This window comes from Microcoleus sp. C2D2, from assembly GCF_036702495.1.
In the GTDB taxonomy this organism is placed as follows: Bacteria; Cyanobacteriota; Cyanobacteriia; order Cyanobacteriales; family Microcoleaceae; genus Microcoleus.
Genome location: NZ_JAUBTO010000092.1, coordinates 17,115 through 33,012 on the forward strand (window position 1 = coordinate 17,115; position 15,898 = coordinate 33,012).

Consider the following 15,898-nt stretch of genomic DNA (forward strand, 5'->3'; position numbering starts at 1 on the left):
ACTGGAAGAAAAAGGGGTAATAGCACCGGATTTGATATAAGCCCCGAAAACCAAATATTCTCAAATAAAATAATAAAAATTACGGCTGCGAGCCAAAGTTGACTGTATGATACTATGTGGTTCGCCTCGAAAGCGGTTGAGAACACTGTTACCGCCGCTTTCTCGTTGCCGCCGTTAAACTCTTTCTCTTCAAACATGACTCCAAAACTGCGATGGCTGTTGCCTGCTTTAATTAGTGTTTTGTCGGTCGCCCTGCCTGCAAAAGCTGATACACTAACATCTTGGCACTTCGATGCCAGCCAAAACCAACTCAATTTAACAACAGATTCAGGAGTTCAGCCGTCCGTCAAACTAATCGCCAATCCCACCCGCTTAGTAATTGATTTACCGGGAATAGTCTTGGAATATCCCGAAACTCCTCAAAGTTACAACTCAGCTATTCAACAAATTAGAGTCGGGCAGTTTGACACCGAAACTACCAGGTTAGTGATACAATTAACTCCCGGTTATAAGTTAGACCCGCAAAAAGTCCGAGTCATTAGAGAATCTTCCACTCGCTGGTCGTTTCAGTTGCCGAATCCCGAGCAAATAGCGGGCAACGAAATTTTTCAACCAACAGCTATTACCCGGATAGAACAAAAACCAGGTCAAGTTACGCCAACTGTTTCTTCAGCAACTCCGAGAAATTATGCCGCTGATTTGGAGATGCGAACAGGTTACGAAATGAGCGCAATCAAGCCTCAAATCGAAAGTGCAATCGAACAGTATAGATCCCTCAGCGCCGGAATGTTTTTTCTGGATTTAGATACAGGCAACTATTTGGATATCAAGGGCGATCGAGTATTTCCGGCCGCGAGTACCATCAAACTACCGATTCTGATTGCTTTTTATCAAGATGTAGACGCAGGCAAAGTTAGCCTAGACGAAACATTAGTTATGAAGTCCGACTTAGTAGCCAGCGGTTCTGGAACTATGCAAGACAGACCAAATGGCACTCGGTTTAGCATCAGAGAAACCGTAGATAAAATGATTACCATCAGCGACAATACAGCCACCAACATGATTATTGAACGTTTGGGGGGAATTGCTAAACTCAACGAGCGTTTTCGCAGTTGGGGATTAACTGATACGAGAATTCGCAATTGGCTAGGCGATTTTCAAGGAACAAATACCACAAGTTCTGTGGATATGGTAAAGTTGCTGGCGATGCTGTCTCGCGATAAATTAGTTTCTGAATCGAGTCGAGAACAGGCTTTAGAATTATTGCGGCGTACAACAACTAGAACGCTTTTGCCTTCCGGTTTGGGCCCGGGTGCAGTTATTGCTGACAAAACCGGAGATATCGGCTTTGTGGTTGGCGATGCGGGAATTATAGATATGCCCAACGGTAAGCGTTATTTAGCGGCAATCTTTGTCAAACGTCCTTACAATGACCCGATTGTGAGAGATTTTGTGCGTCGGATTTCGCGGATTGTTTACAATTATTTAGACCAACCTGCGGCGAAAGTACCGGATAATTTACGTTGATAAGACAATTCGGCGATTGAAATCGCTACTAAACAAAAAAAGTCCGCCTTCGCGGACTTGAAGAGAAAATTTTTAATGACTAATGACTATTCTTTGCGCTCGACAGCTACAGTCAAATGAGCCGCAACTGCCCCAACTGTAGCAAGTACAGCAGCAATTGGAAAGACTACCGATCCTGCAACGCCGCCTACCAATGCTGCCATCAGCGGAATGTCTGCCAAAGTCCGCCCTTGCGAGTTTTTGATGACGAGGTGGCGGAGTTTTCCTTGCTGAATTAGTTCTTTGACTTTACCAATTATACTGTCGCCGCTAATCTTAAATTCTTCCACTCTGACTTTTTCCTCTGTTGCAAATTCTGAGGTGAATAAAGGAGTTTCAACTGTTGGGTTTGCTGAAGATCCGGCGGCTGGTGTTTTGTCTTGCATAATCGTTACTTGTTGTTCTAGTTGTGAGTTCATTTTTTGTAAGGGCGGGTCAAAACCAGCCGTTTAATTTCTATACTCTTATCTTCGGCGATCGTACTTGAGAACGACAGGCAAGGAAACCCTACAATCTGCATTCGTACTTTCCACCCCCGCCTTTTTACTCAAAACATTATCTCTGTCTGGTTAGATAAGGGCGGGTTTATCTCTTCCTAAAGGTAGAGAAAATATCTCTGGGAAAACCCGCCCCTACTGATTATTTATGTCGAATTAGCTCGTAAATTTCCACATAGTCTTTAGCTGGATATTTCCACGAATTATCGCAATTCATGCCTTGAATCATCAGTTTTTCAAATTCATCATGGTAGTCATACCACAATCCGATCGCGCGATCGAGCGCCGACTCTAAAGCGCCGTAGTCGCTTTGGTAAAACACGTAACCGTTGCGTTCTTCCGGGAGGTGGCGGGTGTCGTAATCTCGATCGAACACAGTATTCACCAAACCGCCAACTCCCCGCACCACAGGAACAGTGCCGTACCTCAACCCGATCATCTGAGTCAGCCCGCAGGGTTCGTAATTGCTGGGAACCACAATCATATCCCCACCCGCGTAAATTAAGTGCGAGAGTTCCTCATTAAAACCTAGTTCTAAATGGCAGTCTGGATTATCATTTAAAAACTGTCTTTCGTGCTGGAAATGCGCGTTAATTCCCGCTTCCGTCGCGGAACCCAAAAGCACGAATTGCGCTCCCTTACTCAGAGAGTAATAAATTGCATGGTGGACGAGATGAACGCCTTTTTGGTCGTCCAAACGACCGATAAAGGTAATAATAGGCTTGTCAGCATCGCGCAGTAACAGCCGATCGCGCAATGCTTTTTTAGTTTGGGCTTTTCCTGCCAAATCCTCCTGAGTGTAATGAGCCGGAATGTAGCGATCGGTCTCGGGATTCCATACATCGTAATCAATGCCGTTGAGCACCCCGCGAAACTTCTCTTGATATAAGTGCAAAGTGTGGCCCAAACCGTAGCCGAACTCGCCGAGGTGAGCTTCCCAAGCGTGGTGCGGCGACACCGTGGTGACAAAGTTCGAGTACACAATGCCGCCTTTCATAAAGTTGAGGGCAAAAGGGTTAAAATTATCTCGCAGGCGATCGTACTCAAAATAATAATCCTGTCGATTCAAACCCGTTGCTTGCAAAATATCAATTCCTCCCATCCCTTGATGTTTGAAATTGTGAATGGTATAGCAGACTCGCTGATTTTCCATCCAATTGTATTTGTAAACTTCAAACAGCATGACTGGAACCAAACCAGTTTGCCAATCGTGACAGTGAATCACCTCGGGACGCTTGTTGCTTCTGAGCAAAAATTCCAAAGCGGCTTTGCTGAAAAATGCAAACCGCATATTGTCGTCATTGCAGCCGTAATAACAGCCGCGATTAAAAAAGTTATCAAGAGAGCGAGGTTCGATGAAAAAACACAACTGCCCGTGCACCCATCCGCACAAGACATCACAGAGGATTTCGCCGCCATACCAGGGCACAGCCAGATCCCGGTAGGCCTCGTGAAGTCCCCAAATGTGGTCGTACCTCATGCAGTCGTACTTGGGTAGAATAATCTCGACGCAGTGACCGGAATTCTGTAACTCCCGACTCAAGCCGTAAACTACGTCACCCAAACCCCCTGCTTTGATGACTGGGGCGCACTCCGAGGCAATTTGTACAATGTACATTTTTTTTTCTCGCTCCTGGATGAATCAAAAAAATATTTTCTTAACTTGACAAAGTATATGATTTATCGCCAAATAAGCAAGTAGGCCATTGGGAATACAGGGAGATACGCGCAGCTAGCGGATGTTGGGGCAGATTCGGGCGATCGCACTGTTGCTTAAAATACAGTAGGGACACCGCACTGCCTTTCATCGTCTCAAAAATCGCCTAAAAACTTTTGTATCTCTCATTTATACCCGAGTCTCGATCCCCCTCGCATCCCCCCAACGATTTGGGGGGCGCCGGGAGATATAGAGGCTCATTAGAGCGACCAAAGACTGTTTTTTGAAGTTAAGTTAATAACTATAGGCACTGCCGTTTCCCCGCTACTTTTGAAGTCACTGGCCATTTGTATCGTGTTCCGAATATCGAGCGAATCTTTTGTAGCGATGAAACAACTCAACCCAAACCCATACCATCATTTTCACATACTAATAATTTACCTTTCCCCTGATAAAACCAAACATAACCCTCTCCGCCGCCTTTGCCAAAATGACCTAATTTTCGATAATCTTCTTCAATCCCCTTGGTAAATCCTTTTACTAAATCGCAATCAGCTATCAAAGTTTCACCTTGTTTTAGTTCGACAATCTTAGCCGGTGAACTTGTAGCTGCTACCACAGTAGCTTTTTGCTCGCGCAAAGCTGTAACAGCAATTCTCCACCTACCGTCAATCGATTTTAGATTTTAGATTTTAGATTTTAGATTGACCCCACGGATAAATGCGGGGGCTTGAGGATTTTCGATTTTCGATTTTGGATTGATTCCACGGATAAATCCAGGGGCTTGTACCATCAAGAAATTCTTGGTCAGTAGAACCAGCTACTTGTCGGAATTTCAGTTTTTTAGCACCGATAACTACATTGTCCGAACAAAACTGAAATATACCGTCATCAAACTCCCACTGCTGGGCATCCAAAAGCTCGATCGGCGTATAATGCAGGAAATACCCTTTTTGTCTCGGTTCGAGTTTCACCGTACCAGTCCCTTGATATACGGGAGCGTTGTAGTCCATTTCCGTTGTCAAAGATACCCACATATCTTTCAAACGGTTATCCGTTTTATAAACACCCCAAGTCAATTTCCCCATACACCAATGCAGCGCGCCTTTTTGAATTATCACTCCCGAATTGTTCAAGTTAATTTCTACTTGTTGAACAAACGGAATATTCTTAGTGGGATGGTAAAACTTATTGGTTTCAGGATTGATGTTATTTTGGACATACCACAAATCCGTTGGTTCCAAAACCTTGATTTCGTATTTCATAATTTACCTCGCCTATTTACGTGAAATGTCTTAAACATTTTACCCAGGATTTGCGGTTTCCGCCCTCCCGGACTTATCTTGTGAAATTTATCTTTTGCCGACATCATCTGCTACTGTTAAATTATCTAGCTATCTTAGCAATAGCAGACACGGTTCCTCCACAATTATTGAGAAAAATTTATGCCTGCGATCGCACAATCTCCCAATTCACCCATTTTACAAGAAATCAACTCAGGATTACCCAATATTTGCGGCTCCGAAGCAGAAATTAATGCCGCAGCCAATAGCAACGAACCAGTCTTTCTACCTACCACAAATCTGCGCCTCGAAAATATTCAAGCCGGATTTGCCTGCGCCCTCCACATGCACCAACCCACAATTCCTGCCGGTGCAAACGGCGAACTAATCAGCAATCTCCAGCATATGTTTGAAAATCCCAACCAAGGAGACAATCACAACGCCGGAGTCTTTGCTTGGTGCTATTCCCGCATGGGAGAATTCATTCCCCAACTGATTGCCGAAGGCTGCAACCCGCGAATTATGCTCGACTATTCGGGCAATTTATTGTGGGGATTGCGCCAAATGGGACGCGACGATATCTTCGACAATCTCAAGCGGATTACCTGCGATACTCAATATCAACCTCACGTAGAATGGCTGGGGACAATGTGGAGTCACGCCGTCATTCCCTCAACTCCCATTCCCGATATCAAACTCCAAATTCAAGCATGGCAACATCATTTTGCAGCCATTTTTGGCATAGATGCCCTCAAGCGCGTTAAAGGTTTTTCCCCCCCAGAAATGCACTTTCCCAATCACCCAGATACACTTTACGAATACATCAAAGCTTTGAAAGAATGCGGCTATCGCTGGCTGATGGTGCAGGAACATTCAGTAGAAAATCCCGACGGTTCGGGATTGTCGCAAGACCAAAAATATATTCCCAACCGTTTAGTAGCCCGCAATTCGCGCGGCGAAACAATCAGTATTACTGCTTTGATTAAAACCCAAGGTTCAGATACGAAATTGGTCGGTCAAATGCAACCTTATTACGAAGCAAAAGGACGCAATAAACAGCAAATTGGCAAGGTCACAGTTCCTTCTTTAGTTACTCAAATTGCCGACGGCGAAAATGGCGGCGTCATGATGAATGAATTTCCCAGCGCCTTTGTCAAAGCTTGGCACGAAAACCGCGAACAAGGCGGCGGAAAATCCGGCGTTGTCGGTTTAAACGGCACTGAATATTTGGAGATAATTGAAGCGGCGGGGGTTAATCCTGATGATTATCCGATTTGTCAGGGGATTAACCAGCACAAAATCTGGCACCTAGTCGATGCTGATAGTGCGACGCCGGAAAAAGTGGAAAGTGCGATCGCCCAACTCAAGCAAACAGACCATAATTTTCACATGGATGGTGCTTCTTGGACTAACGATTTGAGTTGGGTCAAAGGCTACGAAAATGTCTTGGAACCCATGAATCTACTCAGCGCTGCATTTCACAGAAAATACGACCCGCTGTTGCAGCAAGATGCGACCGTTACCAAGCAGTTTGAATACCAGCAAGCTTTGCTTTACAACTTGTTGCTACAAACAAGCTGTTTCCGCTATTGGGGACAGGGAACTTGGACTGATTACGCCCGCGAAATTTACAACCGCGGCGCTGCTTTAATGAAGTAAGAAAAGTTCGCAGTTGCGATGTGGCGAAAAAAACGCAACTGCGAATTTTACCCAATTTTACAAACAAATAATTCCAGTGCACCCGGATTTCATCTCAACCGTATATTCGCTGATTGCCTCGCATTTTAGAGGAAACTCGATAAAAAACAGTATCCATTGAAACTTTTTAGCTACAGAAGTCAAGATTTTATCTTAAATCTATTGCCAAGCCAGTCTGTTCTAGGAGCTACATCCTACTACATGAAGGACATTAATAGCTACTTTTCTGTATTTTAGATAACCAAATCGCCGATTTTAAGGCGAGCTACTACTTTTGATATAAGTGAAAACTTCTAGATTTATTAAATTTAACCCTCTTAAAATAATAAAGTCTTCGTAAATACCGAATTGCTCTATCCTAAAGGATACGATCAAGTAATTAGCAACTTAGGCAACAGCTTTTTTGTAAGCCGATGGACTATTGTCGGAGATGCGCGTTGTTTAAAGTGCAAATTGCGTCAGGTAGGCAAATGAAACATTGGTTTATATTTTTATTAACTTTAGTCTTTTGTGTGGCAATGGTACTGAGCAATGTAGTCATAAAAGTGACAGCTCATGAAGATGGTGGAATTGCCAGGGTCGTTAACATGACATCTCAGACATCGACTGACAGCAATGCCGTTGAAGTAGGTGGTATCCGCTTTGAAATTATAATCCCACAGCCTGTATTGACCATCCCCAAAAAACAACCTGACGCTTATACTCCTGTATATGTTGGTCTGAGGATTATCAACTCTAACTATACTTCAATCCCTCTTCGTTTTAGTAACTTTTTTATTCCTCAACTTGCAGGATCTGATGGTCAATTGCTAGAGCGCGGTGGTGGTGCAGATGCCACTTTCCCTAGCCGAGAATGTGATTTTCCGATAGTGATACCAGGTCGAAGCGTGACATTCTTTATAAACGGAAGGCTTCTCTGGAGGAATAACACCCTTCAAATAGACCTGGAGGACCGACCTGGCCATGTACTTTCTTTTTCCGACCTCAAGCCTGGTACATATCAGCTTCGGTTAGCTTATTCCCCAAAAAGTGAAACAGCAGAAGTTTATGACGTTGGAGGTAGTATTTATGGCAGAACGCTAAAAGGTGTGTGGACAGGTGAGGCAATTACTCCGTTTGTAGAAGTTTACATAGTTCCTTCATAAACTGTATATAGCAACTAAAAAAATGCAGAATCGAAAAGCGATATTTTTATTGGCGATTAATTACCTACTAACAATTGGGAAGCAATCAGTATTTGCTTTTAAAATTAAGGGTATACCATCCGAACTTCCAAGATTAGAGTACGAAGTAGCAGGTGGTAAAAACCAAATAATGCTAATGCCATTGTCTAAACTAGAGCCTCCCAAAAATGATTCTGAATTTATGAACGTTTTGAAAGAATTTACCAAAGATAAGGGAACCTGGAATTTTACAATAGATGAGCTCTCAGGTAACTTCGAGATTCTGAATTATAACCCTATTAACAAGAGCGCGTTGGGTGAATCTGACATAGTGGGAGCTATGTTTGAGCTTTTTTACTGTCCGGCTGATAACGATCCCAAACCCAGTCAACAACTCAGTGTAACAACTGTAAATCCAAAGCTTATTGCTAATTGTCCCGGGAGTAAAAACCTACAGCCTACGGAAAAACACAAACTCCATTGGATTCAAAGGGTAGTTAATAATCATGCCATAATACCTAGATTGGGGGGAGGAACCGAAGACCTAGGATATGGAACTATGGATAACAAAATTGACATTCCAAGCATTGGGCAGTTAGATCCATTCTATGACACGATTGGTTATTTGCTTAATCTAACGAGAGAAGATTACTTCAAGGATATCCCAACTAGAAATGCCATCACAAAAGATCATGAATGGTTTGCTGAACTCTACCTTGCGGAGGTAAAATATCCAGATAATAAGCCTCAAGAAGTCACAATTTACAACGGTATTAAATGGGGATGGAAAAACAAATTTACTCCGGCTAAAACCTCAAAAACATTTTCCGGCACCCTAGCCTCCGGCTATCAAACAGACACTTACAAGCTAGACCAACTCACCCCAGGTTCAAAATATACAGCCTGGACAAACAACGACCTCCCCTCAAATCGATGCAATCCCAACACATACTTAAGCACATCTAGCCCAGGTTCTCGCCGTTTATACGATGACAATAGCAGCCCAGTAGGAAATGGCTTCGCCTCCGGGTTAACTGGTACTGTAGGCAATAGCGGCACCCTCAACCTAGCAGTTCAAGCAGCTAATGGAGGTGCTCGCGGACAAGACAAAGGCAACTACGAGCTTTTTGTCAACGTTTACGAAGATGGAGAATCACCAACCTTTAGCAATGGCAACAGCGGTGGAGGCGGGTTCGGCAAAGAAATGCGAGGTTTGACTCAACAAAACCCCATACTTCCAACAAGCGTACAAAACGGCTGGCAAACCTTCAGCAAAGTACCAGGTTGCCGATGGTATGACCCTTACACCACCTACGGCTTTGAATTCCAATCACTAGAAGACACATTATTTACAGAAATACTTGACTTCCCAGTAGGAGAAGACACCGAATTTGCCGTCACAGTCGGAAACGTCTTGCTTGGAACATTTGGCCCTGGTTCTAGCATAGACTTTGTTTCATTACTCGGTCACGGGATTTCTAACTTCAAAATTACAGGCATTAACTCATTATTTGGCTCAACAGCCGAAACAGCATTTCCCATTCAACTAGCCTTCAACGAACGGGAGGGAAGTTTCAAAATGCGTGCAATTTCCGCAGATGATGCTGAAAATGTCCCAGAACCGACAACAGTACTAGGAACATTATTAGCAGTGGGCGGATTGGGAATAATCAAAAAATTCAAGAATCGGAAAACCAAAGAGTAATGAAAACCCTCTACACCATCCTGTTTGCCCTCAGTATCATCCTTATCAACCCCTGGGGAAGCAGCCGGGGCCTCATCTGGACTTCCCCCAAAGTGTTCGTTATTTGGCTAATAGTAGGAGTCAATCTCGCCCTCTTGTCGGAACAAAAAAAAGCCCTAACCATCCCCCGACAATGGAAAATCTCCCTAATAATGTGGACAATTTTTATCTCAATCGGAGCTATCTCGACTCTACAAAGTCCTTTCCCCTTAACCTCTTTCTTCGGTCAAGATCAAATGGGAGACGGCTGGCTCTACTGGCTGTTAATCGCCGCCTTCACCCTCAGCAACAGCCTGCTCCTAATCGTACACCCGCAACTCATTAATTCCCAATTCCAAGGACTGCTAATTGGCAGCACGATCCTTTCTCTTAGTATATTCCCCCAAATCATCGACTGGCGGATCGACTACACGGCCACAATGGGGCAAATTATCCGAGCTGATGTTAATGCCAGCAGCATTTTTCAAGGACAGCAACCAATAGGATTGTACTCCCATCGCGGCCACGCAGCCATAGTTTTAACATTAATAGCAATTACTGCTATTGTGGGTTGGTTTGGGAGATTTACCGCAACTAAATTAACTGCACTTACTTTAATTTTAACTGTTCCCGCGCTGCTGCTAACTTCTACCCGAAGTGCTATTTTAGCTCTGATGGTGGCTAGTGCCTATTTGCTCAGAGGCAAATATTACAAAATCGTTGCAGGCATTGCTCTTATGGGTGTAATTGCTATTGGCATCATGACTGTCACCAGACCGCTAGATTGGAGCAAACCTTCGATCGCACAAATCATGTCTAGCCGATCGCCCATGTGGACACTCTCAGCGCGTGGCATCAAAAAACGCCCGCTATTTGGATGGGGATTTGACGGTTTCGGCATTGCCTATCCCTACATCAGAAATCCTCAAGTAACTCCGATAGTTGTAAATTTAGACGAGTTTACTTACGATTATATTAACATAAAACGTGAAATCAGCACTAGAGAAATCCCTACTTACAAAGCTCACAATTGGATTCTGGATACAACCCTATCAGTTGGCATCTTAGGGCTGCTGGCTGGCCTAGCACTTTGGGGATATTATGTATGTTTAGCGCTGAATTCGTCTAGCCGCGGTATTGAAGCGGTTGCTATTGCTTATTTCATTTTTACTTTCTCTTGGTTTGACTGCGCTCAATACGCACATATTGCTTGGTGGACGATGAGTCTCACCGCAGTTAAATCTGCTTCTGTTAGTCGTTTCTCTCGTTTCCGGTCGGAGTCTGGGCAATTACCAATTACCAATTAGCAATTACCCATTCCCCATTACCCAATCCTACATTTCCTGCATCAGCCGCAAATAATTCTGCCGCATCTGCGTCATATTTTCCATCATTCTATTAGCCATATCTTTCTCAACATCGCTCATTTGCTGCCAAAATAAAGCCGATCGCCTCGCCATAATTGCTTCTTCCCACAGCATCTCCAAAAGTTGCGCCGCCATTGGGTTTTCAGCATCGATAATCCCGCACAATTGCTCGAAGGCCCGGTTGGCTTCGGTGTGAGTGCTAACATCCTGAACCAGGGTTAGGCATTTTTTGAGTTGTACGATCGGGTTTTCAGAAGAGTAAGCCATAATTTCACTAAGATAAGCGACAAAATTTACACTGATACCTTTGACATTACTAGAGTTGTGACACAGCCTTAGAGTTCCCTACATACCAGCGCCAAGACAAATCAATTCCTTGAGAAATCCCGATCCGCGTAGTTTGCACAAAATTTATTGTACCCTCCTCCACAGCTTGCTGAAAGTGCTCGCTCCGGTGTTCCAACCGCAGCGGTTGGGCCCAACCTAAGGGAAAACCGCTTAAAGTTCGATCGATCTCCAGCACCTTACACAGTTTCCCAGGCCCGGCGGCGAGGCGCGATCGCTTCTTCTCGGGAATTCCAGCGAATTCTTTGGGAGGCGCATCTAACTGCAAAGCTCGAATCAGCACAGCACTAGCAACTCCCTCTGCATCCGTCACCACATTAAAACAGTGATACATCCCGTAGATTAAGTAAACGTAGCTCATACCCGCAGGCCCGAACATCACCTCATTGCGACGAGTTCGCTGCCGGTAAGCGTGACAAGCGGGGTCTCCTGGGCCGTAAGCTTCGGTTTCGACAATAATTCCCCGAATCGTCTCGCCGTCAGGAAACTGCCGCACTAGAGTACAGCCCAGCAAATCCGGCGCTACGCTGGTAGATGGCCGCGCCAGCCAAAAAGATTCTACAATTTGAGTATTTCCACTCACTCAACAACAGCAGGTAAATTATGGACGTTAAGTTAGTTTTAGCAGTCTTGACAGCAGTTTTCACCGTTTGCTGTCTGTTCTTCGGTACAAAAAACGGATTCTACGATACTGACAAGTATCACGGCAACGGTTCTGCTCACTAATTTGAGGCGGCAGTTAGTTGCTTAAAAAACCGCTGTCAGTCAGGCGGCGGTTTTGTTTCGATTTAAAAAGTATTTGCTACTCTGACTGAGGATGAATTTTGCCATCTGGCATTTTAGTTTCCTGCAAGCTAGCATTCTCCAAGCCAGCGCATCCCGGCAGATTGAAACGCATTGTGGCTCCCCGGTCTGTTGCTTTCATGTTGAAACCAACTACTGCATTTTCTGGGTTATTCTTTTCGGGAACGGCACTGACATTAAAATCCACATTTGCTTCTTTTTCATTAGCCTCAAGGTTGAAAGTAATGCCGTTACAGCCCAAATCAGCTCCGGTCAGGTTGGCTCTATTTAAGTTAGCATTTTTTAGGTTAGCATTTGCCAATTTTGCTCCAGACAAATTAGCACCTTCGAGGTTCGCGCCCTGCAAGTTAAATCCTTGTAAGTCAAGTCCCTTCATGTTGGCATTGCTGAAATTGCATTCTGGACATTGCTTGGTTTCCAGTAACTGCTTGACTTGGTTTTGTTGAGTTGCAGCAGGTATATACTTGACCGCAGTAAATATAACTGCGATCGACAAAGCAGCAGTAAGTAAATTTTTAAATTTCATAAAAGTTCTGAAAAGCTTTCGTAGCTTCGTTTTGCGGTTAATATATTGCTACAGTAGGGCGATCGGTCTCTCCAGAATTTCCCCAAAAATTTGCCCAGATTGCGGAATTTACTTTTACCCGCCCGGGTGCAGCGTGCATATACCTGCGGGCTGACTTAAAAAAAATTATATTTATATCCCTAGAAGGAGGAAATTTTATAAAAATTGGACCATGATTGAATAGAAAAGCAATACCGTACCTGCGCTGTTGTCAGTTCTCAGCAACTATTTGTGTTGTCAAAATTGGTTTGAGAAATTAATTGACTATCAAAACTGTTGGCAGCAGCTCAGGTTCCTCAACCCTGCCAAAACACACCACACCTCCAATCCCAATGAACTCGGAGCGGCAATGAATAAAGTCTACCCCGAACCCAAAAGATCGCGCTTCATGGCAATGCTGCTGACAACGCTGCTTACCTTTCCCTTTGTCACTGCTTGCGGTTCCAGCCAGCAAAGTTCGCCTCCTCCGCCTCCTGTTGACAACACTCGCGCTGGAGGAGTGCAAACTAATCGCGCCTCGACTCCTTCGCCACAAGCGAAAAAAGGACTGAACACTGCTCAAAAAGTAGGGATTACTTTAGCAGGAGCAGCGGCCCTTTACTACATCTACAATCAGTACAAAAATAAACAAGAAAAGGGAGCGCAGGGAAAACATTACCTTTCCAAAAACGGTCGCGTTTACTACCGCGATGCCCAGAATCGCGCGGTCTGGGTAACGCCCCCGCCTGAAGGAATTAAAGTTCCCGAGTCCGAGGCAGCGCGTTACCGCGAATTCCAGGGCTACAACAACCAAAAAACCGGTCGAGACCTTACTAGCTTGCCGGAAGCTACAAGTCCTGTTCCCGCACAGTAGCGTAACCACTTGAGATTTTAGATTGCCGCTGCCGTGATTTTCAATTAAATCTGGGATTCCCAATCTAAAACAGCCATTTTTCAACACATAAAAAAGAGGAACTTTATCATGGTAAACGAGTTTGTGCGGATTATAAAAGATGCGATCGTCGGATCGGACGGCGAGCAAGGCGATGCTGACGGCAATTACCAAGATACCTCAAATGCCGGACAGTACGGCAACGTGAGTCCCGCCAGCGAAGACCCCTACGGCGACCCGGCAGACTCCGGACAGTACGGCGACGTGAGTCCCGCCAGCGAAGACCCCTACGGCGACCCGGCAGACTCCGGACAGTACGGCGACGTCAGGCCCGCCAGCGAAGACCCCTACGGCGACCCGGCAGACTCCGGATCCTACGGCGACGTGAGGCCCGCGAGCGAAGACCCCTACGGCGACCCGGCGGATGAGGAAGGGTTTAGTTAAGTCAGTTAGCTAGAAAATTTACCTGGTAAGCAACAGCACCCCTGCGGGGGTGTTTTTTTTCTGGAGGACTAGCAGCAGAAGGACAAAACTGCAAAGATGGTATGTCAGTCCCAGCAATCGAGATCGGGAAAAATTTATCTGTGAAGAATGCGGTCATCATGAGGATGCCGATGTGGATGCTGCAAAAGTTATTTTGCAGCGCGGTCTTGATGGACTGGGAATCTATTTGGATGCTGTACCGAGAGTCCCTCGGAAACAGGTTGACATCCTCCCCACCCGTATACTTGGCACTGCGTGCCTTGGTCTTTGAGGGTGGGGATTCCTCAGAATTTTTGGATCGCTTCCGAGTTTTTACAGCCTCACAACTGTTATTTCCTGCTTCATTGCACCCGCCGCCATCCTTATAGGAGTTTGGTCTTACAGTTGCTCCACAGGCTATCACCGCAAGTCCTGCGGCTAAAATATTCTTCCCGGCGTTTTCATCTCGGTCGTGATTGGTATTACATTTAGGACAATCCCATTCTCGTATTTTTAAGGGCAATTTATCAATGATATGCCCACAACAATGACACCGTTTTGAACTGGGAAACCACCGGTCAATTTTTACAAAACTCCGACCACACCAATTGGCTTTGTACTCTAATTGGCGGATTAATTCTCCCCAACTCGCATCATGAATTGCTTGAGCCAATTTGTGATTCTTCAACATCCCTTTCACATTTAACGTTTCTGCTACAATTACTTGGTGTTCGGTAATTAGTTGAGACGTTATTTTGTGTAATTTATACTTACGGATGTTAGCAATTTTCACGAGAAAATTCGCTAATTTCAACCGTGCCTTATAGCGATTATTTGAACCTTTCTGCTTCCGCGCCAAAGATTTATTTAATCGCCTGAGTTTTTGATGCGCCTTCCTCAATGACTTAGGATTTTGAAATTTCATCCCGTCGCTGGTTGTTACTAACGCATCAATGCCCAAATCCACTCCTATTTGTTTGATTGAGGTGGGTTTGGGCATTATTTTTGTGTCACACAGAATGGAAATGAACCATTTACCCGAAGGTGTGAGTTTAACTGTAATTGATGATGGGTAAGAGTTTCTAGGAAGTTGACGCGACCACCGAATCTTCAGTGGTTCGTCGCACTTTGCTAAAAATACTTTACCTTCTTTAAGGGTAAAGGATGACTTTGTAAAGGTTGCAGAACCGCCATTGCGCTTCTTGAAGTTGGGATATTTCGCTCTCCCTTCAAAGAAGTAACTGAATGCAGATTGTAGATGTCTCAAAGATTGTTGCAATGGAACCGATGAAACTTCTTTGATAAAATGCAAATCTTCCTGCTTTTTCCATTGAGTTAAAGCACCAGATGTTTCTTGGTAGCCAATCCGCTTTTGTTCTTGATAGAAAGCATCGGTTCGGAGTGAATCGGCTCGGTTGTAAACTAACCGCACACATCCTACCGTTCGTCTCAACAAGGTTTCTTGTTGGGGCGTCGGGTAAAATCGGTAACGGTAAGCTTTTTCCATTGGCAATGCAATCTTTGGTAGACTCTTTATCTCTTAATACAAAATCTGTGAAGTAGAGCAAAACTCCCGAAAAGTTTACATTACATTAACTGGCGATTTGACTTACTTTTTTCGCCTTACATCCCCAACCTACTTTACTCCCCCAAGCGCTTCGCTGTTTCTGGGTTTCGTTGAGGTTGGGGTTTTCCGGCGCATTTGATAAAAGTACGCCCGAGGAGCCTGTTGGAAGACAGGGAAAATCATCCGCGTTGGTGGGTGAGCCTGGGAACCCTAAGAGAGTTCCAGCAATTGGAGTTATTTGAGTGGAGGGGAGTGTAAATTACCCAGCACTGACCTGAGTACAGGTACAGTGTGGGCTTTCAATAGCCCTGAAATGATCTTGCACATTGC

General features: G+C 44.7%; 16 protein-coding genes. 8 read left to right on the forward strand and 8 right to left on the reverse strand.

What is annotated here, in order from left to right; translation table 11 throughout:
- Positions 1-195: 195 nt before the first annotated feature.
- Entirely contained in the window at positions 196-1,527 is a 1,332-nt protein-coding gene (locus tag QUB61_RS25135) for a serine hydrolase (protein ID WP_333132856.1), read from the forward strand.
- 86 nt (positions 1,528-1,613) lie between these two features.
- Here QUB61_RS25135 and QUB61_RS25140 read toward each other — a convergent pair whose 3' ends face one another.
- The 4 genes from QUB61_RS25140 to QUB61_RS25155 all read right to left on the reverse strand — a co-directional run bounded on the left by QUB61_RS25140 (position 1,614) and on the right by QUB61_RS25155 (position 4,985).
- Positions 1,614-1,985: a DUF4342 domain-containing protein gene (locus tag QUB61_RS25140; RefSeq protein ID WP_333132855.1), complete on the reverse strand. Its 372-nt coding sequence runs from the start codon at positions 1,983-1,985 to the stop codon at positions 1,614-1,616.
- Positions 1,986-2,205: 220 nt separating this feature from the next.
- Positions 2,206-3,681, reverse strand: a complete 1,476-nt coding sequence (gene glgA, locus QUB61_RS25145; RefSeq protein WP_333132854.1) for a glycogen synthase GlgA — start codon at positions 3,679-3,681, stop codon at positions 2,206-2,208.
- Positions 3,682-4,117: 436 nt separating this feature from the next.
- A complete protein-coding gene (locus QUB61_RS25150) occupies positions 4,118-4,339 on the reverse strand; it encodes a hypothetical protein (protein ID WP_333132853.1) in 222 nt (73 codons plus the stop codon).
- Positions 4,340-4,412: 73 nt separating this feature from the next.
- Positions 4,413-4,985, reverse strand: a complete 573-nt coding sequence (locus tag QUB61_RS25155; RefSeq protein WP_333132852.1) for a hypothetical protein — start codon at positions 4,983-4,985, stop codon at positions 4,413-4,415.
- Between the two features lie 180 nt (positions 4,986-5,165).
- On the opposite strand from QUB61_RS25155, the gene QUB61_RS25160 reads away from it, so the two are divergent.
- The 4 genes from QUB61_RS25160 (at position 5,166) to QUB61_RS25175 (ending at position 10,894) form a co-directional block, all read left to right on the forward strand.
- Positions 5,166-6,662 (forward strand): glycosyl hydrolase family 57, encoded by a 1,497-nt coding sequence (locus QUB61_RS25160; protein WP_333132851.1) that lies wholly within the window; start codon positions 5,166-5,168, stop codon positions 6,660-6,662.
- A 509-nt stretch (positions 6,663-7,171) separates the two neighbouring features.
- Entirely contained in the window at positions 7,172-7,846 is a 675-nt protein-coding gene (locus QUB61_RS25165; protein ID WP_333132850.1) for a hypothetical protein, read from the forward strand.
- A 49-nt stretch (positions 7,847-7,895) separates the two neighbouring features.
- Positions 7,896-9,569, forward strand: a complete 1,674-nt coding sequence (locus QUB61_RS25170) for a PEP-CTERM sorting domain-containing protein (RefSeq protein ID WP_333132849.1) — start codon at positions 7,896-7,898, stop codon at positions 9,567-9,569.
- Positions 9,569-10,894, forward strand: a complete 1,326-nt coding sequence (locus QUB61_RS25175) for an O-antigen ligase family protein (RefSeq protein WP_333132848.1) — start codon at positions 9,569-9,571, stop codon at positions 10,892-10,894. Before QUB61_RS25170 ends, QUB61_RS25175 begins: the two co-directional genes overlap by 1 nt.
- Positions 10,895-10,921: 27 nt before the next feature.
- On the opposite strand, the gene QUB61_RS25180 is transcribed toward QUB61_RS25175, so the two are convergent.
- Positions 10,922-11,221 carry a hypothetical protein gene (locus tag QUB61_RS25180; protein WP_333027404.1) on the reverse strand — a complete coding sequence of 100 codons (300 nt, stop codon included), beginning with the start codon at positions 11,219-11,221 and terminating at the stop codon, positions 10,922-10,924.
- 49 nt (positions 11,222-11,270) lie between these two features.
- Positions 11,271-11,882: a DNA-3-methyladenine glycosylase gene (locus tag QUB61_RS25185; protein WP_333132847.1), complete on the reverse strand. Its 612-nt coding sequence runs from the start codon at positions 11,880-11,882 to the stop codon at positions 11,271-11,273.
- Positions 11,883-11,902: 20 nt separating this feature from the next.
- Here QUB61_RS25185 and QUB61_RS25190 point away from each other — a divergent pair, with 20 nt between their 5' ends.
- A complete protein-coding gene (locus QUB61_RS25190; protein ID WP_006633228.1) occupies positions 11,903-12,025 on the forward strand; it encodes a hypothetical protein in 123 nt (40 codons plus the stop codon).
- Between the two features lie 76 nt (positions 12,026-12,101).
- On the opposite strand, the gene QUB61_RS25195 is transcribed toward QUB61_RS25190, so the two are convergent.
- Entirely contained in the window at positions 12,102-12,629 is a 528-nt protein-coding gene (locus QUB61_RS25195) for a pentapeptide repeat-containing protein (RefSeq protein WP_333132846.1), read from the reverse strand.
- Positions 12,630-13,017: 388 nt separating this feature from the next.
- Between QUB61_RS25195 and QUB61_RS25200 the strand changes: the two genes are divergently transcribed.
- The gene (locus QUB61_RS25200) at positions 13,018-13,521 is read left to right on the forward strand and encodes a hypothetical protein (RefSeq protein WP_333132845.1); all 504 of its coding nucleotides are present in this window, start codon (positions 13,018-13,020) and stop codon (positions 13,519-13,521) included.
- Between the two features lie 108 nt (positions 13,522-13,629).
- On the forward strand, positions 13,630-13,983 hold the full coding sequence (locus tag QUB61_RS25205) for a translation initiation factor (RefSeq protein WP_333132844.1): 354 nt from the start codon (positions 13,630-13,632) through the stop codon (positions 13,981-13,983).
- Position 13,984: 1 nt separating this feature from the next.
- Here the strand turns inward: QUB61_RS25205 and QUB61_RS25210 are convergent, their stop codons facing one another.
- Positions 13,985-15,508 carry an RNA-guided endonuclease TnpB family protein gene (locus QUB61_RS25210; RefSeq protein WP_333132843.1) on the reverse strand — a complete coding sequence of 508 codons (1,524 nt, stop codon included), beginning with the start codon at positions 15,506-15,508 and terminating at the stop codon, positions 13,985-13,987.
- Positions 15,509-15,898: the final 390 nt, after the last annotated feature.